This is a genomic window from Paenibacillus sp. W2I17 (assembly GCF_030815985.1).
In the GTDB taxonomy this organism is placed as follows: domain Bacteria; phylum Bacillota; class Bacilli; order Paenibacillales; family Paenibacillaceae; genus Paenibacillus.
In genome coordinates, this window is sequence record NZ_JAUSXM010000001.1 from 389,636 (window position 1) to 415,772 (window position 26,137).

General features: G+C 42.1%; 12 protein-coding genes. 11 read left to right on the plus strand and 1 reads right to left on the minus strand.

Annotated elements, in window-relative coordinates:
* The first annotated feature begins 90 nt into the window (after positions 1-90).
* The 5 genes from licT (at position 91) to QF041_RS01895 (ending at position 7,581) form a co-directional block, all read left to right on the plus strand.
* Positions 91-930, plus strand: a complete 840-nt coding sequence (gene licT / locus QF041_RS01875) for a BglG family transcription antiterminator LicT (protein ID WP_036613486.1) — start codon at positions 91-93, stop codon at positions 928-930.
* A gap of 167 nt (positions 931-1,097) precedes the next feature.
* Positions 1,098-3,035 (plus strand): beta-glucoside-specific PTS transporter subunit IIABC, encoded by a 1,938-nt coding sequence (locus QF041_RS01880; RefSeq protein ID WP_307411221.1) that lies wholly within the window; start codon positions 1,098-1,100, stop codon positions 3,033-3,035.
* Positions 3,036-3,479: 444 nt separating this feature from the next.
* Complete coding sequence (locus QF041_RS01885; RefSeq protein WP_307411224.1) at positions 3,480-5,393, plus strand: beta-glucoside-specific PTS transporter subunit IIABC; 1,914 nt, start codon at positions 3,480-3,482, stop codon at positions 5,391-5,393.
* 34 nt (positions 5,394-5,427) lie between these two features.
* On the plus strand, positions 5,428-6,870 hold the full coding sequence (locus tag QF041_RS01890) for a 6-phospho-beta-glucosidase (RefSeq protein ID WP_307411228.1): 1,443 nt from the start codon (positions 5,428-5,430) through the stop codon (positions 6,868-6,870).
* Positions 6,871-7,182: 312 nt separating this feature from the next.
* Complete coding sequence (locus tag QF041_RS01895; RefSeq protein ID WP_307411231.1) at positions 7,183-7,581, plus strand: RidA family protein; 399 nt, start codon at positions 7,183-7,185, stop codon at positions 7,579-7,581.
* Positions 7,582-7,700: 119 nt separating this feature from the next.
* Here QF041_RS01895 and QF041_RS01900 read toward each other — a convergent pair whose 3' ends face one another.
* Complete coding sequence (locus QF041_RS01900) at positions 7,701-8,858, minus strand: S8 family peptidase (RefSeq protein WP_307411236.1); 1,158 nt, start codon at positions 8,856-8,858, stop codon at positions 7,701-7,703.
* A 210-nt stretch (positions 8,859-9,068) separates the two neighbouring features.
* Here QF041_RS01900 and QF041_RS01905 point away from each other — a divergent pair, with 210 nt between their 5' ends.
* From QF041_RS01905 to QF041_RS01930, 6 genes are all read left to right on the plus strand, one after another.
* The gene (locus QF041_RS01905) at positions 9,069-9,599 is read left to right on the plus strand and encodes a GNAT family N-acetyltransferase (protein ID WP_307411238.1); all 531 of its coding nucleotides are present in this window, start codon (positions 9,069-9,071) and stop codon (positions 9,597-9,599) included.
* 284 nt (positions 9,600-9,883) lie between these two features.
* Complete coding sequence (locus QF041_RS01910; protein ID WP_036613500.1) at positions 9,884-10,741, plus strand: Cof-type HAD-IIB family hydrolase; 858 nt, start codon at positions 9,884-9,886, stop codon at positions 10,739-10,741.
* Between the two features lie 178 nt (positions 10,742-10,919).
* Complete coding sequence (locus QF041_RS01915) at positions 10,920-12,185, plus strand: YncE family protein (RefSeq protein ID WP_307411243.1); 1,266 nt, start codon at positions 10,920-10,922, stop codon at positions 12,183-12,185.
* Between the two features lie 18 nt (positions 12,186-12,203).
* A complete protein-coding gene (locus tag QF041_RS01920; RefSeq protein ID WP_307411246.1) occupies positions 12,204-12,425 on the plus strand; it encodes a hypothetical protein in 222 nt (73 codons plus the stop codon).
* A gap of 324 nt (positions 12,426-12,749) precedes the next feature.
* Positions 12,750-13,955 (plus strand): ACP S-malonyltransferase, encoded by a 1,206-nt coding sequence (gene fabD, locus QF041_RS01925; RefSeq protein WP_307411249.1) that lies wholly within the window; start codon positions 12,750-12,752, stop codon positions 13,953-13,955.
* Positions 13,956-14,228: 273 nt separating this feature from the next.
* Positions 14,229-26,117, plus strand: coding sequence for a non-ribosomal peptide synthetase (locus tag QF041_RS01930; RefSeq protein ID WP_307411253.1), 11,889 nt, complete (start codon positions 14,229-14,231; stop codon positions 26,115-26,117).
* Positions 26,118-26,137: the final 20 nt, after the last annotated feature.

Genomic DNA, 26,137 nt, shown 5'->3' on the forward strand with positions numbered 1-26,137 from the left:
CATATCGGGTTGTAACTGTTGAATCAGGCAAAGCCGTATACCTTGAGAAAAGGGATTGGTTTGTCTTTTTCTGTATATTGGAGTGATAAAGTGAAAATCGAGAAGGTGCTGAACAATAATGCTGTAGTTGCAATGAATGACGAACAGGAAGTTATTATCATTGGCCGGGGGATTGCTTATCAGAAGCGGGCGGGTGATATGGTTTCCGAGCAGCATATCGACAAGATATTTACTTTACAGAATGAAGATATTCAGGAAAACTTCAAGGCATTAATCTCAAGCATTCCTCTGGAATACATGAAAGTATCCGAGGAAATCATCGCTTACGCCAAATTAAAACTTGGCAAGAAATTAAATGAGAGCATTTACTTACATCTCACAGATCATATTCATTTTGCTATTGAGCGGTATCGTAAGAATCTGCCCATACGCAACGGTTTAATCTGGGAGACAAAGCAGTTATACAAAGAGGAATATGAAGTCGGAATGGAAGCGCTCAATATGATCTGTGATCAGTTTGGTGTGATCTTGCCCGAGGACGAAGCCGGTTTTATGGCCCTTCACTTTGTCAATGCAGCTTTGAACGAGGAAATGCCCAACATCAAGAGTATGACGCAGGTCATGCAGGAAATCTTGACAATCATCAAGTATCATTTCAAGATTGATTTTGATGAGAACTCACTGACATTTTATCGCTTTGTGACGCATTTGAAGTTTTTCGCCCAACGTTTGGTGAAGGGAAAACATTACAAGAGCAACAACGATGATGAACTGTTCCTGATGATTCAGAAAAAGTATCCGGCAGCACACAAGTGCTCGGAGAAAATTAAGAAATTCATTGAAAGCAACTACACGTATCAACTAACTGACGAAGAATTGATGTACTTAACGATCCATATTGAGAGAGTTGTGAATGCAACTTCTGAATAATCCCATAGATCAGCTTGCAGGGTTGCAACCACTAGGGCAAAACCTGAACGCTTGAATGACAGAACATACCGTTAACCGGATGTTCCATACATTCAGATGTTCAGGTTTTTTTATTCTCTCCAATATGCTTTGAATCCGTGTCTAGCCAGAAAGGAAGAAAAGACTTCATGAAACACGAGCAATTAGCCAAAGACATTCTGTCTGGCGTTGGTGGTAAACAGAACATTAACAGCGTGGTGCACTGCGCGACCAGACTTCGTTTCAAATTAAAAAATGACAATAATGCGAAAACAGACGAACTCAAAAATCTACCTGGAGTCATAACGGTAATGCAAAGCGGGGGGCAATACCAGGTAGTTGTGGGTAACGAAGTGTCTGATGTGTATAAAGCCTTGTTACAGGTGGGTAATATGAATGCGGATGAACCGGTCTCAAGTGATGATTCAGAATCTTCCGGTAAAAAAGAGAGTCTTCTGGGTCAGTTTATCGACTTGATCTCTGGTGTATTTACACCAATTCTCGGATTGCTAGCTGCAACAGGGATGATCAAAGGTTTCCTGTCCATGTTCACTTCTCTCGAATGGCTGGACCCGGCTTCAGGAACATATCAATTGTTGAATGCTGCAGGAGACTGTCTATTCTACTTCTTCCCAATCTTCCTGGGTTACACAGCTATGAAAAAATTCGGTGGATCTCCATTCCTCGGGATGGCCATCGGAGCATCACTTGTATATCCGACCTTATCCGGTCTTAGTGGTGGGGAACCGCTCTATACGCTGTTTGCAGGCACATTGTTTGAATCACCGATTCATATCACGTTCCTGGGTATTCCGGTTATCTTGATGAGTTATTCTTCATCCGTCATTCCGATTATTATTGCTGCTTATTTTGGAGCAAAGGTAGAAGCATTCTTTAAAAAGATCATTCCTTCTGTTGTGAGAACGTTCCTCACGCCATTCTTTACAATTCTGATTGTTGTACCTGTAACATTCCTCTTGATTGGTCCAATCGCGACATGGGCAAGTCAACTGATTGGTGCCGGGGTATCGGGCATCTATGACTTGAGTCCGTTGGTAACCGGTATTGTTGTTGGTGGATTGTGGCAAGTATTGGTTATCTTCGGGTTACACTGGGGTATCGTACCAATCATGCTGCTGAATCTGTCCACACTGAAAGCAGATCCGATTCTGGCGATGATGTTTGCTGCTTCTTTTGCTCAGATTGGTGCTGTTCTTGGCGTTATGCTTAAAACGAAAAATACCAAACTTAAATCACTGGGTGTTCCTGCCTTTGTGTCCGGGATTTTTGGTGTAACTGAGCCTGCTATCTATGGTCTTACTTTGCCACTGAAAAAACCATTTATTATGAGTTGTATTGCTTCTGCAACCGCTGGTGGTATTATTGGATTTGCAGGTTCCAAAATGTTTGTATTTGCTTCAGGCATCTTTGGTGTTCCAGCGCTGATTAGTCCCACAGAGGGGATCAACTATGAATTCTGGATGGCTATGATTGCCACTATTATTGCTTTTGTACTAGGCTTTGTTCTCGTTTATTTTGTAGGATTCAAAGATCCTGCTAATCCAGAGGCTGCCAAACAGGCTCCAGAGCCAGTAAAAGAAGAGAAGGCTGCACTTGAGCCTAATCCAAACAATCGTTACGAAATTGCCAGCCCGATGACGGGTGAGGTGGTTCCTTTGCAAGAAATTAACGATGCTACATTTGCTGGTGAACATATGGGTAAAGGGATTGCTATTCGTCCAACCAGTGGGAGAGTTGTATCTCCGATTAATGGTGTGGTACAGACGATTTACCGTACCAAACATGCAATTGGTCTTGTAGATGATCAAGGTGTAGAGATTCTGATCCATATCGGTCAGGATACGGTACAGCTCAAAGGTCAACATTTCACTGCACATGTGAAAGATGGAGATCGTGTGAGTGTTGGCGATCTGATCGTTGAATTCGATCTGCAAGCCATTATTGAGGCGGGTTATGAGACCGTAACACCGATTATTGTAACTAATACGGCTGATTATTTGGACGTGGTTGCTACAACAAATCGTGAAGTGCAAGAAAAGGATAAATTGGTTACGGTTATTGGTTAATTCTGCTTCAGTGCGTATTTATAAATGTGAACGTTAAGCTATAAAGAGGTCACTTCGATGCTTTCGAAGTGGTCTCTTTTTTCATTTTCAGCCACTAAAATGTATTTGTGAAATTAATAAAAATAAGTGTTGCAAACGTAGTTCAGATGTACTATGATGAGTTCAAGAAGTAAGCGCATACATCAATCGGATTGTAACTGTTCAATCAGGCAATGCCGACCATCCTCAGTTCAGAGGGGATGGAATGTAACTTACTTTCGTTATCCAAATAATTAAATACCAATGTGTACAGCCTTACAGGGTTGCAACCGTTAAGGGCAAAACCTGAATTGCTGAATAACACGACTGATTTCCGGACGATCCGGTATGTTGTGTATGTTCAGTGGTTCAGGTTTTATTTGTTTCAAAAGTCATGGGGAGTCTACTTAGAGAGGGAGAATTACAATGAGCAACTACGATCAATTAGCTAAGGACATTCTGTCACGTGTAGGTGGTCGCGAGAATGTAAACAGTGTATTCCATTGCGTAACAAGACTGCGGTTTAAACTGAAAAATGAAAGCGTAGCCAAAACGGAAGAACTTAAAAATCTGCCAGGTGTTATTACCGTCATGCAAAGTGGTGGACAATATCAAGTCGTTATCGGCAACGAAGTGCCGGATGTATATAAAGCAGTCGTTAAAGTAGGGAATTTCCCAAGTGAAGGACAAGTTGAAGAAGAAACGGACAACTCAGGCAAAAGAGTAGGGTTGTTCAGTCGGTTTATCGACATGATCTCCGGTGTGTTCACACCGTTACTCGGTTTGCTGGCTGCGACAGGTATGATCAAAGGTTTTACAGCCATGTTTTTATCCTTTGGATGGCTTACAGACACTTCTGGAACGTACCAACTGTTGAATGCAACGGGTGACTGTCTGTTCTACTTCTTCCCGATCTTCCTTGGTTATACTGCAATCAAGAAATTTGGCGGTTCACCATTCTTGGGTATGGCGATAGGTGCTTCACTAGTCTATCCTACGCTGTCCGGCCTGACTACAGGAGATCCACTGTACACCTTGTTTGCAGGGACGTTGTTTGAATCACCGATTCACATTACGTTCCTGGGTATTCCGGTAATTCTGATGAGCTATTCTACATCGGTTATTCCGATCATTGTTGCCACATTCTTCGCTGTTAAAATTGAAAGATTCTTCAAAAATATTATTCCTAAAGTTGTTAGCACGTTCCTTGTTCCATTCTTTACATTGCTCGTTATCGTTCCGGCAACGTTCATTCTGATTGGTCCAGTATCCACTTGGGCAGGCCAGTTGATTGGTGCAGGAGCAACAGGCATCTACGATTTAAGTCCAGTTGTTACAGGTTTGATTATCGGTGGATTGTGGCAAGTGTTTGTATTGTTTGGTCTCCACTGGGGACTTGTGCCAGTCATGCTTCTTAACTTGAGTACTTCTGGGGCTGATCCGGTAATTGCCATGTCTTTCGCTGCCTCCTTTGCCCAAATCGGTGCCGTACTTGCAGTTACACTGAAAACCAAAAATACGAAATTGAAATCTTTAGGTATTCCGGCCTTCATCTCTGGGATCTTCGGTGTAACCGAGCCCGCAATTTACGGTGTGACACTTCCACTGAAAAAGCCGTTTATCATGAGCTGTATTGCAGGTGGTATCGGTGGAGGTATCTTGGGATTGGCGGGTTCGAAGCTTTACATGTTTGGCGGACTTGGCGTATTTGGTTATCCAACCTTCATTAACCCGGCTACAGGCGTTGATTCTGGATTCTACATGGCAATTGTAGCTACAGCGGTTGCGTTCATCCTTGGCTTTGTTCTGACGTACGTGGTTGGATTCAAAGACAAAGTGGAAGCTACACCAGCTCCAGCACCTGTACTTGATCCAAATCCGAACAGCAGATACGAAATTGTAAGCCCAATGGCTGGAGAAGTTGTTGCACTGAACGAAATTAATGACATAACGTTTGCAGGTGAGCACATGGGTAAAGGGATTGCAATTCGTCCAACCAGTGGTAGAGTGGTATCTCCAATCACTGGTGTCGTTCAAACCGTATATCGTACCAAACACGCTATTGGTCTTGTAAGCGATGATGGTGTAGAGATGCTGATCCATATTGGACAGGATACGGTCAAGCTGAAAGGTCAACATTTTACAACCCATGTGAAAGATGGAGACCGTGTTAATGCAGGTGACCTGATTGTTGAGTTTGATCTGCAAGCCATTAAGGATGCAGGGTATGAGACGGTTACACCGATCATTGTTACTAATACTTCAAATTATCTGGACGTTGTAGGAACAAAAGATGCATCCGTTCATGAGAAAGATAAATTGATCACGGTATTAAGCTAATTCATACTAAGAATGGTTAAGGAGGAACTGCTCAATGAATGAAAAGTTTACAGCCTTCCCGGAGAATTTTCTCTGGGGAGGAGCAACCGCAGCGAATCAATTGGAAGGTGCTTATCTGGAAGGTGGCAAAGGTTTAACAACGGTAGATCTGATTCCGATTGGTGCCAATCGATGGAACATTGCTCTGGGTAACCTGGATTCATATGAACCAAAAGAAGGGGAATTCTATCCTTCACATGAAGCTATTGACTTCTATCATCGATATAAGGAAGATATTGCGTTATTTGCAGAAATGGGATTTAAGTGCCTCAGGCTTTCCATAGCCTGGGCACGGATTTTCCCTAATGGTGATGAAGCGGAGCCAAACGAAGCAGGCTTGCAATTTTATGATGATGTCTTTGATGAGTTATTAAAATACAACATTGAACCTGTGGTAACGATTTGCCATTTCGATGTACCTGTACATCTGGTCGAGACTTACGGCGGGTGGAAGAATCGCAAGATGATTGGTTTCTTTGAGAAATATGCGACGACGCTGTTCAATCGATACAAGAATAAAGTGAAATACTGGATGACGTTTAACGAGATCAACATGTTGCTGCATCTCCCGTACATTGGAGCGGGTATTGTTCTGCAGGATGGTGAAAACAAAGATCAGGTCCTGTATCAGGCAGCACATCATGAATTGGTAGCGAGTGCACTTGCTGTTAAGGCTTGTCATGAGATCATTCCAGATGCACAGATCGGGTGTATGTTAGCCGCTGGAATGGTGTATCCATACAGCTCTAACCCGGATGACGTGTGGAAGGCTATGGAGAAAGATCGCGAATCATTCTTCTTCATCGACGTGCAGTCGAAGGGAGCATATCCAGGTTATACGAAAAGATTTTTCAGAGAAAATGACATTCGGATTGACATGCAACCGGAAGATGCAGAGATTTTGATGCAGAACACGGTCGATTATATCGGTTTTAGCTATTACGCAAGCCGGTGTACCAGTACGGACCCTGAGATTTTGAAAGATTCGACAGAAGGCAATGTATTTGGTTCGGTGAAGAATCCATATCTTCAAGCATCCGAGTGGGGATGGACCATTGATCCGAAGGGGCTTCGAATTACGCTTAATCAACTGCATGATCGCTATGGCAAACCTTTGTTTATCGTAGAAAATGGACTTGGAGCAACCGATGTGTTGTTAGACAATGACTCCGTTGAAGATGACTATCGCATCGAATATTTGAATAGTCATTTTGCCGAAATGGCTGAAGCAATTCAAGACGGTGTAGAGCTCATAGGTTACACAAGCTGGGGACCGATTGACCTGGTCAGTGCGGGTACCGGAGAGATGAAGAAACGTTATGGCTATATCTATGTAGATAGAAATAATGATGGTACGGGCACACTTCGCAGAGTGAAAAAGAAGAGTTTTCACTGGTACAAAGATGTCATTGCGAGTAATGGCGCACAATATTTCTGATACAAGGTGTCCGTCGCTATAGAATAAACAAAGAGCAGTCTCGTTACTACGGGATTGCTCTTTGTTTATCAGGGGATGAATTTGCCCTTGATGTGGCTTTCAGATATAATTAAAAAATCAAGAGAATCTTGTCACTTAAGAAAGGGGAGCATCCACTCATGAAGAAAAAATCACTTGCGTTTATATCTTTGGGATATGGATACTCCACTGCTGTCTTTTTCTAGAATCTATTCCAAGGGTGAGGTCTGCCCAAAATCGGAAGAAAACTAGGAAATAACGCAGAAAAATCTTAAGAATGATGAGGTAATCCAAATGAATATTGACAAAATTACTAGAAAAAATCCAGCAAATATGCCAGCTCCTGTAGGTCAGTACACGCATATTACAAGAATCCCGAGGAATGCAGAGTTATTTGTGACTTCGGGTCAAATTGGAGCAGATCATAATGGTCTTTTTCCAGAGAGTCTGAATGAGCAAGTCACTAATACATTTAATAATATTAAAACAGTGCTCGAATCTGAGCGTTTAGATGCTGAACATATTATCAAAGTAAACGTATGGGCAACCGAGAAAATCGATTGGGATTTCTTATATGCCGAGTGGGGACAATTATTTAGTACGGATTATCCTGCAATGACGATTGGATACATTACGGCGTTAGGTCTACCAGAGATTAAAATTGAAATAGAGCTTTGGGCAGCAAAAGTGTAACATCGAATACTTCATAACCAAAAGAAGGAGCATCTCACTTACAGATGCCCCTTCTTTTTTTTATTTGTGAAAAATGGAAACGATATGCCTGTGTGCAATCATGAGCGATAGTAGGTGTGTTATGGCACCTGCAAGCTCTGATAAGCATTCAGTCGACCATACGTCCAGTAGATCCCGGAGCCTGATACTGGATCAGAAGCGAAACACAGCGCATCTCGAATTTGAGCATTTGTTTTCCCTTGTGCAGCGAGAAGTGCAGCCACTCCAGCTACATGGGGGGCAGCCATTGATGTTCCGCTAAGATAGGCATAGGAGCCACCCAGGTATGTGGATAGAATGGTATCACCCGGTGCAGCCATGTCCACCCAAGGGCCATAGTTGGAGAAATTGGATTTGAGATCGGAGGGGTTGGTTGAAGCGACAGCAATCACATTGGGATACGATGCGGGTACGATTGGGAATGAAGTGTTGTCGTTACCGGCTGCAGCAATAATCACAGCTCCTCGATCCCAAGCATACTGTACGGCAGCTTGAAGGAAAGTATTTCCCATTGGCCCTCCAAGGCTCAGGTTAACAACCTGAACACCATTGTTGGCAGCAAAGACAAGCCCGTTACCGACATTACCTATCGTTCCTTGCCCGTTGTTATCCAGTACCCGGAGCGGAACGATGGATGCGAGCGGTGCAGCGCCTGCGATGCCCACACCATTGTTGGTAACGGAGGCAGCGATCCCGGCTACATGGGTGCCGTGACCGTTCCCGTCCTCAGGGATGTTATCATAATCAACATAATCATAACCGGGGAGGAGCTTGGAGGCCAATTCTGGATGGTTCAGCTGTACACCGGTATCGATAATTGCGATTTTGACAGAGCTGTTACTCTGAGTAATATCCCATGCAGCGGGTGCATTGATTTTGGACAGGTTATACTGATAAGGAAAGAAAGGGTCATTGGGAGTGAAGGATGCCTCAACGAGGTAATTGGGCTCTGCATGTTCTATAAGCTCATGATCTTTGTAATGTTTCAACATCCGGTGCATTTTTTTGCGGGATTCCAAACGGTACCATCCTAAATCTTCATATGTCTCAGCGACCTTACATCTCCCTTTTTTGTGAAGGGTGTGCATCTCATCCTCGGTTGTACCTTCCTTGAATTTGACTAAGAGCTGCTTGGGAGCGTGAGGATGAAACTTGCTCTCGGCAAGTTGGTCCAGATAACGATACACGAACCCGATTACTAGCAAAATGAAAGCAAAAACACCTAACCATAACCACATGAGCGTTTCTCCTCCAATATGAATTGTGACACGCCTTATCGTATGCGAACTCTATCAGACTGCGCGGGCACTCTTGCAATTTGGTTAGTAGTGTAGATAGATTGATAGGAAGGGATAAATTCGGTAAGATGAGATGAAGAGCGCCGCTTTGGCATGAACAAGATTTAAGGCAGGACCGAGAGGTAGCTCCTAATACAGAGGATAAGGAATGTGGATTTGTTGACACAACTTCAGAGTATACCGACAGTCACACCAGTTCAGGCACACCAGATTCATGATGCCATTGATTTTGCCATGCGTGTACGCAGAGAAGTGTTTCCGATGATGGATCATACGAAATTGCCTGTGGACTTCGAGCAGTTCAGAGAACATTATCTGGACTCCGATGGTTCGATATTTCTTGTTGCAATAATGGGGGATGCGGGGATCGTCGGTTCTATTGGGATATTACCATATGATGGACGTATTGAAGCTGTGGAAGGTCGATATGCAGCTCAATCGGCTGCCGAAATAGTGAAATGTTATGTAGATCCCGCGTATCGTAGGTTTGGCATTGGTTCGATGTTGATGAACGAACTGGAGAACTTGGTAAAGGATATGCACTATACGACACTGTATTTGCATACACATCGCTTCTTGCCAGGAGCCGTAGATTTCTGGAAACGCCAAGGGTTTACGGTTATTGCTGAGCAGGAGGATGACTGGCAAACCGTACATATGGACAAGTTGGCATGTAAGTGACCATTGGAATTTATTGAAGGGAGAATGACAGTGTTATACGGACGCTGACATTTTGTATAGATACCGACTTGCCGATGAAGACGCAAAGAAGGAAGGGAAACTGGAGCTGTTTGTACCGGACGAGGATGAATATTACTATTTTGATACGCGGATTCTTTTGCCGGATTTTTGGAGAAGTTGATCGATCAGCGAACACCACGGAATAGGTAATTTGGTATAAGGAAAATGCCTGTCGGCACTCGCTCGGTTAGATATAGACAATATACATGATGGGGGCTAGGCAGATGAACGAAACGAAGCGAAAAATTGTTTTTATTGATATTGATGGCACATTGGTCGACGATGATGGAAACATTCCGTTGTCAGCACAGAAGGCTTGTAAACAGGCCAGAGAAAACGGACATTTGCTCTATTTATGTACAGGCCGATCCAAAGCAGAAATTTATGATTCCATCTGGGATGTCGGATTCGATGGTCTGATTGGTGCAGGTGGGGGTTATGTGGAGTTTGGCAAGGACGTGTTATATCACAAAAGGGTAACAGCGGAAGATGTTCGACATATGGTCGATTTCTTCAATGAAAACGGCATTGACTTCTACCTTGAATCCAATTCGGCATTGTATGCGAGTAGCAATCTTCAACCTCACCTGGAACGCCGTATCTATGGTGATGTGGAGAATGACCCTGTAGCCAGAGAGAAGAAGGAACTGAAACCGCACCCGTTTATTGCCGGATTAACGTATGGAGAGGCCGACCTGTATAAGGATGATGTGAATAAAGTATGTTTCTTGGAGAGCTCAGCCATCCCGTTTGAGCGGATCAAGCAAGAGTTTGAAGGGAAGTTCGAAGTCATTCAGTGCACTGTGCCGATCTTTGGTGAAGGAAGTGGTGAACTGATGATCCCTGGCATTCACAAAGCCATTGCGATCGCCGATCTGCTGAAGCATCTGGGCATGTCCCAAGAAGATACATTCGCCATCGGTGATGGCATGAATGATGCCGAGATGTTGGAATTTTGTAACATCGGAATTGCCATGGGTAATGCAAAGCCAGGTCTGAAAGCCATTGCAGATGATATTACTGGAACAGTGGAGGAAGATGGATTGTATCATAGTTTTGTGAAGTATGGATTGATCACTTGATAAAGAAGACAAGGTGAGAGATAAAAACGGCTAATACGTACATCCTTTGTCCCAAACCTTATTTTAGACCCTGCATATATTATTGCAGGGTCTTTTTTTGGTTTAAACAGATCAATTTTATTTTTTTACAAAAGGATTCTAATCAAACCATAACATCTAAGTGAAGGAGAGAATCGAAATGGCCATTCTGTCAACCGGACCTATCGAGAATAATGCCGTCAGTGATGTACGGCCAACACAACAAGTTACCGTTAAAATTGATAACAGGAATTCTCTGGATGGATCCGTTGTTTTGATACAAGGGTATAATCTGACCTCTACGAGGACTTTATATGTCAGCGAGCAGATTTCAATTGATCCGGATCAGGTAGTGACAAGAACTTATTTTGCCAATCTTGATGCATTTGAATTTGTCTTTACAGTTGAAGGTGTAGCTATAGAGCAGACGGAGATTTCCGTGTGGGGCAAAAATGAAACCGGGCAGCTCGTTGCTGCACATCGATTAGTTTCTTCCGAACTTGAAATAGAGGGGGATAATACGTCAGTCAACCGCATATATGTAGCCAATTTTAATAGTAACGATGTTTCCGTTATTAATGGCGCTACGAATACGGTGATTGCTACCATTCCTGTGGGGACGAATCCTGCAGGGATTGATGTCAATCCATTAACGAGTCGTGTTTATGTCGCAAACAGAGGCAGCAATACCATTTCCGTCATTAATAGTTTAACCAACGCAGTGATTGCTTCTGTTCCGGTTGGGAGTGAGGCAGGTGACGTAGGGGTCGATATAGCGACCAATGCTATTTATACAGCAAATTTTAATTCATTGGATACAACTGAAGATGTAACCGTTATTGATGGATTGACCAACACGGTGATTGATACTATCACTATTCCGGGACTCAATTTTTTAACGGGTATAGGCGTCAATTCCTTAACGAATCGGATCTATGCAGTAAATTTTAATTCTGATGCTGTGTCTGTGATCGATGGAGTAACCAATACAGTGATTGCTACGATACCCGTTCAGGTTAATCCATTCCGTGTAGGGGTCAATCCAGCGACCAACCGTATTTATGTATCGAATTTTACCAGTAATACGGTTTCCGTTATTGATGGATTGACGAATACCGTAATTGATACCATTCCGGTCGGCGTTACGCCAGCTGAAGTAGCGGTTAATACCTCCACAAACGCCATTTACGTACCCAATCGAGACACGGATAATGTTTCAGTAATTAGTGGATTGACGAATACCGTGATTGCTACTGTGCCAGTCGGGGTTAATCCAAACGGAGCGGGCGCCAATCCGTTAACCAATCGAGTTTATATAAGCAATCAAGATGACAATACCATTTCTGTGATTGATGGCGAAACGAATACGGTGATTGCTACCATTCCGGTGGGGGCACGTCCGTTCGCAGTAGGTGTAAATCCGTAGAAAGGTGAGGGGATTCGGATGAAAGAAGTTATAAAGGCATCAGACTTAATGGAGCAGCTGATCACCATGAACAAAGAAAATTCTGTATGCCAAGTTAGGATTCCAGGTAAGGGGATGTATGTAATTGTATTACAAGAAGATTATTCAACTGTACCATCTTCAGATCAAATGTTGAGTGATACAGAGAACGAAGTGAGCGAAAAAATCGGATCTGAAATAAAGAGGAATCCGTTTCTCTGAGGATAAGCAGAATCGTGAGTCTTGAATGATCATATTAGAATGGAACAGGCATCTCCTCAATGGAGGTGTCTATTTGCATAGTACTCAGACTACAGACAAGATCCAATAAAGAACAGCACTAAATGTTCCAATACAGAGGCCAACAAGGAGCCCAAAAAGAATCACGAATTTCTTCCCATTCATAGGAATTGATAACCCTCCTCTTGACTTTATGATTGCATAACTCCTAATGAAAGTTTATTATAAATTTTGCAAACAAGGAATTTATTGGTTTTCGGTTGTCGAAGTGCATGAAATATAAAGTTGATACATGGAGGATGCTGGATGAGTAATGTAGCTCTGTTGTTTCCTGGACAAGGTTCTCAGATGGTTGGGATGGGGAGAGACTTTTGGAATAACTTTGATGTGGCTAAGAAGTTATTTGAAGAAGCCAGTGATGCCATTTCTTTCGATTTGAGAAAGTTATGTTTTGAAGGTAGCATGGCTGATTTGACAATGACGATGAATACTCAGCCTGCACTTTTGACTGTTAGTGTCATAGCATATCAGGTGTATATGCAAGAAATAGGGATGGAACCCGCTTATTTGGCTGGGCATAGTTTGGGAGAATATTCGGCTCTGGTCTGCGCAGGTGTTCTCTCATTTCATGACGCCATTAAACTGGTAAGACAACGAGGTCTCATTATGCACAATGCAGACCCGGATCAGAAAGGTACCATGGCCGCCATTTCAGGTATTCATTTAGATACACTTCAAAACATATGCGAACAAGTTTCAACGATCGAGCGTCCTGCTTGTGTGGCTTGTATGAACGCTGACCAGCAGTTTGTCATTTCGGGACATCGGCACTCTATACAAGAAATTATTAAAAGGACAGAAACCCTGGGAACGAAACATTCTTATATCAATGTAAGTGGTCCCTATCATTCTCCCATGATGCAAACCGCAGCAGAACAATTCAAAGTTGAATTGGATCAATATCAATATGCCCATGCAAAATACCCGATTATCTCAAATGTTACAGCAGCACCCTATGAGTCTGATCGATCTGTCGTGGATTATTTAAACATGCAGATGACGATGCCTGTAAGATGGTTAGAGTCGATGAACTATTTGATTAAACAGGGAGTCACTGAAGTTATAGAGTTGGGTTCTAAACATGTGTTAGTTAGTCTTATGAGTAAAATAACTAAGCGTATTGTACCTTACTCGCTAAGTCAGCCTTCCGATTTAATAATGCTTACAAATACACATGAAAGAAAAAATAAGCTGTTAACAATTCGTAAAAAATGGTTGTCTGAGCTCATGGTAACCGCACTCATCTCCCGGAATTATAACCCTGATTCGATATCATACACCCAAACGGTTGAGCCATTATTTCACCAATTACAACAGGCAAAGGAACAAGTAAACAACAATGAATATGAACTTAGTGAAGAAGAGATAAATGATGCTCTACAGGTATGTCATTCCATTATTATAGCAAAAAAAATTCCATTGGATGGAACCGCGTTCATCGATGCAATCTAGTACCCGATCTGTTCTTTTGCAAGATCTATATTACAGCGACAGACTGCCTTTTTGTAAGGTAGTCTTTTTGTCTTTTAATGCATCTGAACTTGTTGAAGTTTCAGATATTTGGTAATAAATATGTCAATAACTCACAAATCAATCTCTATTTTTTACCATATAGTAACAATAAATTGATTGATTTTACATATATTTCTATGGTAAAATTTTGCTTGAAAATATGTGTAAATAATTAGATAAGCTTGTTAGAGATGATTCATTTGGAGGAGAGATATGTATACTAATCAGTTTCAAACACTAGTGGATGTTATCCGCGACAGAGGTAAAATAACGGACCGAGGTATTCGTTTTATCGATGCGGACAAACGAGAAACTTTTATATCTTATCATCAATTATTTACTGAGGCACAAGGGTATTTAGGTTATCTACAAGCCATCGGAATTAAACCTAAACAAGAGATTATTTTTCAGATTCAAGAAAACAAACGGTTTTTAGTCGCATTCTGGGCTTGTATACTCGGTGGAATGATCCCTATCCCTGTAAGTATTGGTGAAGATGAAGAACAAAACTTGAAAGTATGCCGTATTTGGAATTTGCTAAATAACCCTTTCATGATTGCATCTGAGAAGGTGCTGGATAAAATGAAGAGATTTGTTTTGGAACATGACATGTTTGATTTCCATCATCAATTAGAAGTCAGAACGGATATGATCCAAGACACCATATATCATTATGATTCTATTAATAATTTAGTTGAACCTCAGTCTGATGACTTGGCATTTATTCAATTCTCTTCTGGATCAACCGGTGATCCCAAAGGCGTTATGCTCACCCATCGAAACCTGATTTATAATACTTGTGCTGCTATTAATGGCACACAAATTAGTTCAAACGATAGTTTTCTCTCCTGGATGCCCCTTACCCATGATATGGGTTTGATTGGATTTCATCTCGTACCCCTCGTGGCAGGAATTCATCAGTACTTGCTCCCAACGGAATTATTTATTCGCAAACCGATTCTATGGATGAAAAAAGTAAATGAACACAAAGCAACCATACTGTCTTCTCCTAACTTTGGTTATAAATACTTCCTGAATTTCTTTCGCGAAGACAAAGCGGAGGGATGGGATCTGTCATCTGTCCGAGTCATTTATAATGGGGCGGAACCTATATTACCCGAAGTGTGTGATGAATTCCTAAATGTATTGTCAGCATATCACTTAAAGAAAACAGCCATGTTTACCGTATATGGATTAGCAGAGGCCTCTGTTGCCGTCTCCTTTCCCAAGGTAGAAGAAGAATTTACTGCGGTGTACGTTCACCGGGATCATCTGAACTTAGGGGAGCGTGTCATCGAAGTCGAGAAACATGCTGAACATGTGGCATCATTTGTTGCCGTTGGCGAAGCAATTGATTATTGCCATGTTAGAATTTGCGATGAGGAAATGAACAGTGTTCCCGATTTGGTTATTGGAAAAATTCAAATCAAGGGGGATAACGTCACCCAAGGTTATTATAACAATTCACTAGCAACGGAGAAGTTATTAACGCACGACGGATGGGTGAATACAGGAGATCTGGGTTTCATCATGAACGGAAAACTGGTTGTAACAGGGCGGGAAAAAGACATTATCTTTATCAATGGTAAAAATGTATATCCCCATGACATTGAACGTGTCGCCATACAATTAGATGATATTGAACTCGGAAGAGTTGCTGCTTGTGGTGTGTATGATTCGAATAGTCAAAGTGAAGAAATTATTGTGTTTGTCGTGTACAAAAAAAAGATCGAACACTTCTTGCCGCATGTTAAAGAAATCAAAAGACATCTATATAAACATGGGGGATGGAGTGTCAAAGAGGTACTGCCCATCAAAAAATTACCCAAAACAACAAGTGGGAAAATCCAGCGGTATCAGTTAGCCAAGCAGTATGAAGCAGGCAAATTCTCAACAGAATCTGCATTCATCCATGACTGGATCAAGAATGACAATGACAAGGCAAAAGGAAAGGCTGCTGTTTCGGTTCGAGTCATAGAAAGTGAATTAACTTCACTATTTTCTGAAGTGCTGGTTGGGAAAAAGGTTGAACTTGAGGATAGCTATTTTGACATGGGTGCAACTTCATTACAGCTGGCCCAAATTGCTGAACGTATAGAACAAAAATACGGAGAAGAGCTTGCTGTTACGGACCTCTTTACCTATCCCTCGATAACTGAATTGGCAGCATATCTGGCTAGAGGCTACAGCGAGACCATGCAAGTCAACAAAACTCAAGAGGATCATACGCCATCCAAAGATATTGCTATTATCGGTATGTCTTTGAATCTCCCTGGTGCATCAAATGCAAGCGATTTTTGGCGTGTTTTGGAAAATGGAACGCATAACATTCGGGACTACCCGGAAAGTCGGATAAAAGACGCAGCTGATTATATACAATCCATGCGAAGTGCAATGAGCGAAGTTCAATGGATCAAGGGTGGTTACTTGGATCAAATTGATCAATTCGACTATTCTTTCTTTGGCATAACCCCTAAAACTGCACAATTTATGGACCCGAATCAAAGGATGTTCTTGCAAACGGCATGGCATACGATTGAAGATGCTGGGTATGCAGGGGAAGGAATCAATGGAAGAAATGTGGGCGTGTACGTGGGGTATTCCAAAGTTGGGTATGATTACGAACGGCTCGTGACGGCGAGTTACCCCGCAGAACTCAAAAATTATATCATTGGAAATTTACCATCTGTACTGGCGAGCAGAATTGCATATTTCTTGAATTTAAAAGGCCCGGCCTTAACGATTGACACCGCTTGTTCCTCCTCACTTGTTGCTGTTCACATGGCATGTAAAGGATTGCTCGCTGGAGACTGCGAAATGGCAATCGCAGGAGGCATTCGAACGGCATTATTACCGATAAGTATCGGACTGGATATGGAATCTCCAGATGCATTGACGAGAACGTTTAGCGAAGATGCCAACGGCACGGGATTTGGCGAAGGTGTTGGGTCGGTCATGTTGAAGCCAATGCAGCAAGCGATTAAGGACGGGGATCATATCTATGGTGTGATTAAGGGAAGTGCGATTAATCAGGATGGCAAGACGGTAGGAATCACAGCACCTAACCCGGAGTCACAGACCAATGTGATCGAACAGGCATGGAAAGAAGCCGGCATTTCTCCTGATATGCTTAACTTTATTGAAGCACATGGAACAGGGACAAAATTAGGTGATCCGGTTGAGTTCAATGCTTTGCGTAAAGCTTTTGAGAAATATACGGATCGGAAACAATTTTGTGCAATCGGATCTGCCAAAGCTAACATTGGACATGGTTTTGAAGCGGCGGGGATCGCTGGATTAATTAAATCTATTCTTATGTTTCAACATAGAAAGATTCCACCATTGGTTCACTTTAACAAGCCTAATCCCCTGCTTAAGTTTGAAGCTTCACCTTTTTATGTGAATCAGGAGTTAATGGCTTTTGGTGAAAAAGAGAGTCCTTTGCGATGCGGGGTTAGTTCTTTTGGTTTCAGTGGCACGAATGCGCATGTGGTTCTCGAAGAATATGTTCCTTCCCCAACCGTAGATAAAAGAATGTCCCAAGAGCCTCATTTATTTGTTCTGTCTGCTGCCACGGAACGGGCGCTGGATGAATTGGTCAGAACGTATCATGAATATCTAACCGATCACACGGATATTTCCATTCAACAAATCTGTTATACAGCCAGTACGGGAAGGGCTAATCTGGATTATCGGCTTGCCATCGTAGTCACGAGTACACAAGAATTACATGAAAAATTGAAACGAATTGCAAGCGGTGAGGGTAAACTGCCAAATGTTTATTTTGGTTATGCCAAAAAAGACAAAACGCTTGGTAGCGATCATCTCTATGCTCGGGGAAAGGCAGAATCTTTAAATGAACTCGGTCAGTTATATACACTGGGGGCAGTGATTGATTGGGAAAGGTTTTATAATCATGAAGTCATTCGGAAAATTCCATTGCCTCTATATCCATTTGAGCAGAAGCGGTGTTGGATTGAAGTCAAACATACGATACCAGCGGGACAAAGGTCAGAGAGGAATGAGGTTCAAATGGAGATGAATACAAACGATATTGAATTAAAGATTAAAACAAGCATCAGTCGTGCATCTGGTTTGAAGTTGGAAGAGCTGGATCATCAAGCTCATTTTCTCCAAATGGGATTGGATTCCATCATTCTTGTGCAAATTCAGAAGGAGATCTCAGAGCTGTTCCGCTTGGATATCCCGATGGAAATGTTTTTTGAAACCCTTACAAATATTAATTCCTTAGTTAAATATGTGTCAGAGAATATAAAGCATAATGATGTATCTGAAAATATAAACAATCAAAAAGTTCAGGAGCATACTGAACAACAAAATCTGGCATCTGTGAACAATATAAACACGGCAAAATCATCAGGGAATGTGTCGGAACAAATTGTGATGTCTGCCATTCAGCTCATGGAGTCCCAATTAAAAAGTTTGAATGTGCTGTTAGGCGACCAAATGAATGCTGTTCAATCGCCTCTTTTGGAGATGAAACATCATGAAACCAAACCAACCAAAAAGATCCAACCGGATTCGGAATCGAAGGAAGAAAAAAAACCTTTTATACCGTATCAATCGTTGAAAATTCATGAAGAGAGCGGATTATCACCGCTTCAGAACCAGTATGTTGAACAATTTGTAACAAAGTATACCGCAAGAACCAAAGGCTCCAAATTAAAAACAGGCCAAACACGTTTGGTTCATGCGAATAATCGCAATGTATCCGGATTTCGTTCGTATTGGAAGGAAATGGTGTATCCCATCATTTCAACGCGTGCAGAGGGATCTAAGCTATGGGATATGGATGGGAATGAGTATTTGGATCTGACGATGGGATTTGGAGTAAATCTATTTGGTCATAATCCAGCATTTATTCAAAATGTAATAGCAGACAGCCTCCAGGAACAATTGCCTCCATTGGGCCCTATGTCAGACTTGGCAGGAGATGTCGCAGCTAAAATTTCCGAGCTAACGGGTGTAGAGCGTGTCGCATTTTATAATTCAGGAACAGAAGCTGTCATGGTTGCACTTCGTTTAGCGAGGGCAGCAACGGGGCGTTCCAAAGTTGTATTATTTTCAGGATCTTACCACGGTACACATGATGGCGTGTTGGGTGTAGCGAATCCTGGGGATGCTTTATCGTCTGCGCTGCCTATGGCTCCTGGTATTGCACAAAGCTCAATGGATGATTTGATTATTCTTAATTATAACCTTCCGCAATCCCTGGATATGATTCAGAACCTGGGTGATGAATTGGCTGCTGTACTTGTAGAGCCGGTGCAAAGTCGAAGACCTGATATGCAGCCAACACAATTCTTACGGGAACTTAGAGAGATCACGAAACAGTTTGGCATTGCACTTATTTTCGATGAAGTCATCACTGGATTTAGAATTGGTCTGGGTGGAGCACAGGATTGGTTTGGGGTTCAAGCAGATTTGGTTACGTATGGGAAAGTGGTCGGTGGCGGGCTGCCTATTGGTATAGTCGCGGGTAAAGCTGAATTTATGAATCCGGTAGATGGTGGAACCTGGAACTTTGGTGATGATTCTTACCCTTCCGATGCAGATAAGAAAACGTTTGTCGGTGGAACCTTCTGTACACACCCTCTTACGATGAGAGTGATGTTAACGGTACTACAGTATCTTCAATCTGAAGCAGAAACCTTATATAAGGAATTAAATGAAAAAACAGATTATCTTGTAAAAGAATTAAATGCGTTTTTCAAAACAGCGAATGTACCGATGCAAATGGTGAACTATGGATCTTTATTTCGATTTATATCATTTGGAGATATGGAATTATTCTTCTACCATTTAATTTATAAAGGTTTATATATTTGGGAAGGCCGTAACTGTTTTATATCGACTGTGCATTCCATGGGTGACATGGATACGATAATCAGAATCGTGAAAGAGACGATCTATGAACTACGCGAATGGGGGTTTATCCCTGGTGAATCGCCTGTTTCGGAATATCCGCTCTCTTTAGAGCAAAAACAATTATTGTTAACTTCATTACATGGGGAAGATGCGAATGCTGCATTAAATCAGAGTGTTATTTTAAAAATGACAGGTGGAATAAAGCCTTCCGCACTGGATCAGGCCGTGAATCAGATCGCACAGCGTCATGAAGCCCTGAGAACAGTCATTCATGCCGATCGTGAAACACAACAAATCAGATCCGTAATGGAATTTCAATGTACACGGTTGGATTTCTCGGCATATGCGGGTGAGGATCAAGAACGGGAAATTTCCAATTGGTTATCTGCCGATGCAAATGAAGCCTTCGATTTACAGTCTGGGGAACCTCTATTTAGAATCACCTTGCTTAAAAAGGCAGCCGATCAATACCTTATGGTGCTGACATTTCATCATATTGTTGTAGATGGCTGGTCGATTGCTGTATTCATCCAAGAGTTGGAACATACCTATTCTGCTCTTTTCCGAGGAGTTCCGGTTCAATTACCTGAAGCCACTCCATTCCGTGAGTATTTAAGATGGCAACGACTTGAACATGAAAAAGGCTCATTTACCCAAGGGATTCAGTTCTGGAAAGAACAATTTTCCTTAACCTATCCCAACATTTCACTTCCAACGGTACCGTCCGATGATGTGCCCAGGGGATATTCTGGTGAAAGGTATTCCATCAAGCTGGATCATCAATTAACAGAGTCTTTGCGAACATTAAGCATCAATAATAAGAGCAGTTTGTTTGTAACGATGTTTGCAGCGTTTCATTTATATTTGCATCAACTAACAGGGCAGTCTCACCTTGTCATCGGCGTGCCTACAGCGGGTCAGTCTCATATGCGAAAAAATGCACTGATTGGCAACTGTGTCAACATTATACCTGTTCATCATGCCTTGTTAACGAAACAATCCGTTGTAGACCATGTTCTTCAGCTCAAGGAAACGCTGGCTCTAGTCATGAAGCATCAGCATGTTCCATTGACCCTCGTATCCGAACAGCTTGCTCATATGACTGCACCGGATACCCGGATTTTATTCAATATGGACAGAACGATTCATCATCTTCAATTTGAAAATATCAAGACTGAATTCATGTCGTATCCGATCAAACATATTTCTTACGATTTATTTCTTAATATTACGGATGTTAGCCATGAATTGTACCTGGATTTTGATTACAATACCGAGCTTATTGGACCTGAGATGATGAAATTGTGGTCTGAAGGATTTAAGGATTTGCTGCAAAAAATGGTGAGTCATCCAGAGGCTGAAATCTCGTCTTTGACGTTGTTCTCATCCGAGCAACAGGACCAATTACAGGAAATATATAATCGGTTTGTTACGGAGCGTCTTCCTCACGTTAATCATGCAGCCATATTCGAGTCTCCAGTCAATGACGTGGAGAAAAAGCTGGCCTTGATCTGGGAGGACGTATTATCCCTCGATCAAGTGGGGAGACATGATCACTTTTTTGATCTCGGAGGTAACTCGCTCAAGGCGACAGTAATGCTATCCAAGGTACATGAGCAGTTTCAACATAAAATTTCAATTGTTCAATTCTTCCAAAACCAACGTCTGAAGCAGCTTGCCAGTCTGATTACAGGCGAGAACGAGGAAACATTCATTCCGATTAAGGCATTGGACGTCAAGGAATTCTATGAGACATCATCTGCACAACAGCGGATCTACTTTTTGGATCAATTTGAGCCGAATAGTGTGTTTCAGAACATGTGCGGCCATATTACGGTCACAGGAAATATCGATGAAGCTAAATTGATTTCGTCATTGGAACAAATCGTGCACCGTCACGAAGCTTTTCGCACCAGTTTCCATCTGATGGATGGAGAGCTTTACCAGCGTATTGCTCCAACGATTGATTTTGAAGTGAAACGATCTCAGGCAAACTCTGCTTCATTCGAACAACATGTTAAGACGTTTGCCAAACCATTTGATTGCTCCAAGGCGCCATTAATACGTGCCGAATTCATTCGTGTAAACGATGATCATGCAGAGATTCTCATCGAGATGCATCATATTATATCGGACGGATATTCCGTTGGCATTCTTGCGAATGAACTGATCGATGTGTATGACGGAAGAAACATGTCGGAAATTGAGATTGAATACAAAGACTTTACAGCTTGGCAGAAAGAATTTCAGGTGGGGGAGTCTTATAAGCAGCAAGAAAAATATTGGCTGGATCAATTCAAAGGAGAACTCCCGAACCTTAATCTGCCTACTGATTTTGTTCGGACACCTCATTTGACTTCGGCAGGTTCTAGATTGTCATTTGTGTTGGACGCACACTTGAAGCAGTCGCTGGAGAAGCTTGCGAAACAAACGGGAACTACGATGTTTATGGTGTTATTGGCAGCGTATAATGTGCTGCTTCATCAATATACGGATCAAGAAGATATGATTGTAGGCACGCCAACATCAGGAAGAAACCATCCGGATGTCGAGAATATGATAGGTGTCTTTATCCAGACGGTAGCGATTCGATCACAGCCGGTGGGGAATAAGTCATTTCGATCCTATCTTGAGGAAATTAAAAAACAATCCCTGGATGCATTGGAGAACCAGGACTATCTTTTTGACAACCTTGTAGAGAATTTAAACACACATCGGGATACAACCGGGACAGCACTTTTCAATACGATGTATATCTTCTTAAATACCGCGTTGAATCAACGGCAAGAACAGGATTGCAGCTTTAAAGTTAGAGAATTAAATGTCGGTGTATCGTTATATGATCTGATGTTCATCGTTGAGGATGATAATGAGTGTCTGGAAATGCACTTTAATTACAAGACGGAGCTGTTTGAACGGGATACCATCGACAGAATGAAAACACATCTGTTCAACATCCTCAGAGACATTGTGATCGAACCTGATATTGCCTTGTCCGATATTCAAATGCTGTCTGAACATGAGCAGCACGTTCTTTTATATGACTTTAATGATACCAACATAGAATATTCCCGGGATCGGACCATTCAGGAGTTATTCGAAGCACAAGTGGAACGGACACCCGATCAATTAGCCGTCGCTTTTGGAGATGAGCAATGGACGTATCGTCAATTGAATGAACGGGCGAATCAGTTGGCATATACGCTTAGAGCTGCGGGAGTGCAGCAGGATCAATTTGTAGGTATTCTGACAGATCGTTCGATTGAGATGATCGTTGGCATCTTTGGCATTCTAAAAGCAGGCGGGGCGTATGTACCGATTGATCCGGATTCTCCTGAAGAGCGTATCCGGTACATCCTGCATGATTCAGGGGCAACGTTGTTAGTCACGCAAAAGCATTTGAAGCAGTTGGTATCATTCAATGGCCAAATCATTGATTTGAATGATAAAGAAACCTACGCAGCTAATCTGTCGAATATGGAACCGGCAGGGAATTCAGAGCAGTTGGCTTATGTGATCTATACTTCAGGCACAACAGGCATGCCAAAAGGTGTGATGATCGAACATCGTCAGGTTCATCACTTGGTTAAAGCGTTGTACAGTCAAGTTATAGATGATCAGCATAGCAGCATGCATGTCGCTCTACTTGCGCCTTACTATTTCGATGCATCTGTGAAGCAGATTTTTGGCGCACTGCTTTCAGGACATGCTTTGTTTATTGTAGACAAAGACACGGTACTGGATGGACAAGATTTAATGAATTATTATCAGCACCACCAAATTGATTTGACGGACGGTACGCCTGCACACCTGAAATTACTATCGAAGGCAAAAAACGTTCAAGGCATATCGCTAAAATATATGCTCATTGGTGGTGAAGCTCTTTCTCAGCAAAGTGTAAATGAAATCACATCATTATTTGCTCGCAATCATATAACGCCTCCAACCATAGTTAATGTGTACGGTCCAACAGAATGTTGTGTGGATGTTGCGACATACCGTGTACTTCCAGAACACCTGGATACAGCGAATCAACGAGCTCACCTACCGATTGGTCGAACATTAGGAAATAATCGCCTGTATGTATTGAACAAACATGGCAAAGTTCAGCCTGTAGGCGTCGTAGGGGAATTATGTATCTCTGGCGATGGGGTTGGTAGAGGATACTTGAATTTACCTGAGCTGACAGCAGAAAAATTTGTAAGTGATCCGTATGTCCAGGGAGCGACAATGTACAAAACGGGAGATTTGGTGAAATGGCTTCCCGATGGCCATATCGAGTATTTGGGAAGAATGGATCACCAAATTAAGATTCGCGGATATCGGATCGAAGTAGGAGAGGTCGAAGCAGCACTGTTAGATCTAGAGTGTGTGAAAGAAGTTATCGTCATCGCACATGAGGATGATTACGGGGACAAATCGTTATGTGCATACTTTACAGCGGATTCCACGCTGACGGTGGGAGAGTTAAAACAAAGCCTCTCTAAGGTGTTGCCGAATTACATGGTACCAGCCTACTTTATACCATTGGATCACATGCCTCTGACATCGAACGGGAAAATCGATCGCAATTCGCTTCCGAGTCCAGAAGAAAACATACAAACGGGAAGTGCATATATAGAACCCCGAACTGGGGTGGAAAAACAGTTGCTGCCTATTTGGCAGGATGTGCTTGCCGTGAAAAAAATCAGTGTAAAAGACAGTTTTTTTGATGTAGGAGGCAACTCTTTACGTGCGACCAAGCTGGCCGCCAAAATCAATCAAAAGCTGAATATCCACATATCGGTAAGAAACGTCTTTGAATGGCAGACCATTGAACAGATGGCTCAATCTATTGAACAAATGGAACAGGAAGTATTAGTGTCCATTCCTCAAGTGGAGGAAAAAGAATATTATCCTATTTCTTCAGCGCAAATGAGAATGTACATCATGAGCATCAAAGCCGGCAAGGAACTCATGTACAACATGTCAGGTATGTTTATGCTGGAGGGATCGCTTGATCGGATCAAATTGGAAGAAGCATTCCAACAATTGATTCATCGTCATGAATCGCTTCGGACTGGATTCAAAGTCATACACGGAGAACCGAAACAGATCGTATACCCTAAAGTGAACTTTGGAATTGAATTGATCGAGTCAACGGAAGTAGAGATCGAAGATCGAATTGAACAGTTTGTTCGCACATTTGATCTCGGGCAAGCACCTCTTATGAGGGTGGGACTTATTGAACTTCAGCAGGAGCGTCATGTATTGCTGGTAGATCTGCACCATATTATTGCAGACGGACTATCCGTACATCTTCTGATGACTGAACTTAGCCAGTTCTATAAGGGAGAGGAGCTATCTCCTCTTCGAATTCAGTATAAGGACTATGCTGAATGGCAGCAAATGCAACTTCATAGTGAGTGGATGAAAAAGCAGGAGAAGTATTGGCTTACTGTGTTTGGTGAGAGTATCCCGCTATTGGATCTGCCAACAGACTATGAAAGACCTGAAACGCTAAGCTATGCGGGAGATGTATTGGACATTGTTTTGGAGGAAGACATTCTTCCAGGCTTAAGGAACATGGAAGTACGGACAGGAACAACGTTATATATGATTCTATTAGCCGCCTATACGATTCTATTATCTAAATACAGCGGGCAAGAAGATATCATTGTAGGCACGCCGATTGCAGGCAGGACACATGCTGAGCTGGAGCCGGTCATGGGGATGTTCGTGAATACACTGGCTATTCGCAATTATCCTGCCGCGGATAAAACATTCACGGAGTATCTGCTGGAAGTGAAAGAAAATATGTTGAACGCTTATGAGAATCAGGATTATCCGTTTGAAGAATTGATTGAGAAAGTAAATGTAACCAAAGATGCTCGGCGGAATCCGTTGTTTGACACCATGTTTGTATTGCAGAATACAGATGCTTCAGAGATTCAGATGGATGGAGTAACCTGTAAGCCTTATGCACCAAACACGAGAGTATCCAAATTCGATTTAACGTTGTATGTTACCGAATTGCAACACAAGTTAGAAGTGGCCTTTGAATACAGTACGATTTTATTTGAGAAAACAACGATTGAAGCGATGTCACAAAATCTGTTGGTCATATTAACAACCATTGCCAAAGACCCTCATATTGAAATCAACAAGATTCAATTGGTTGAAGAATTAATAGATGGGGATACGCTGGCTGATCTAATTGAAGTAGATTTCTAAAATAACTAAAAATATAAATG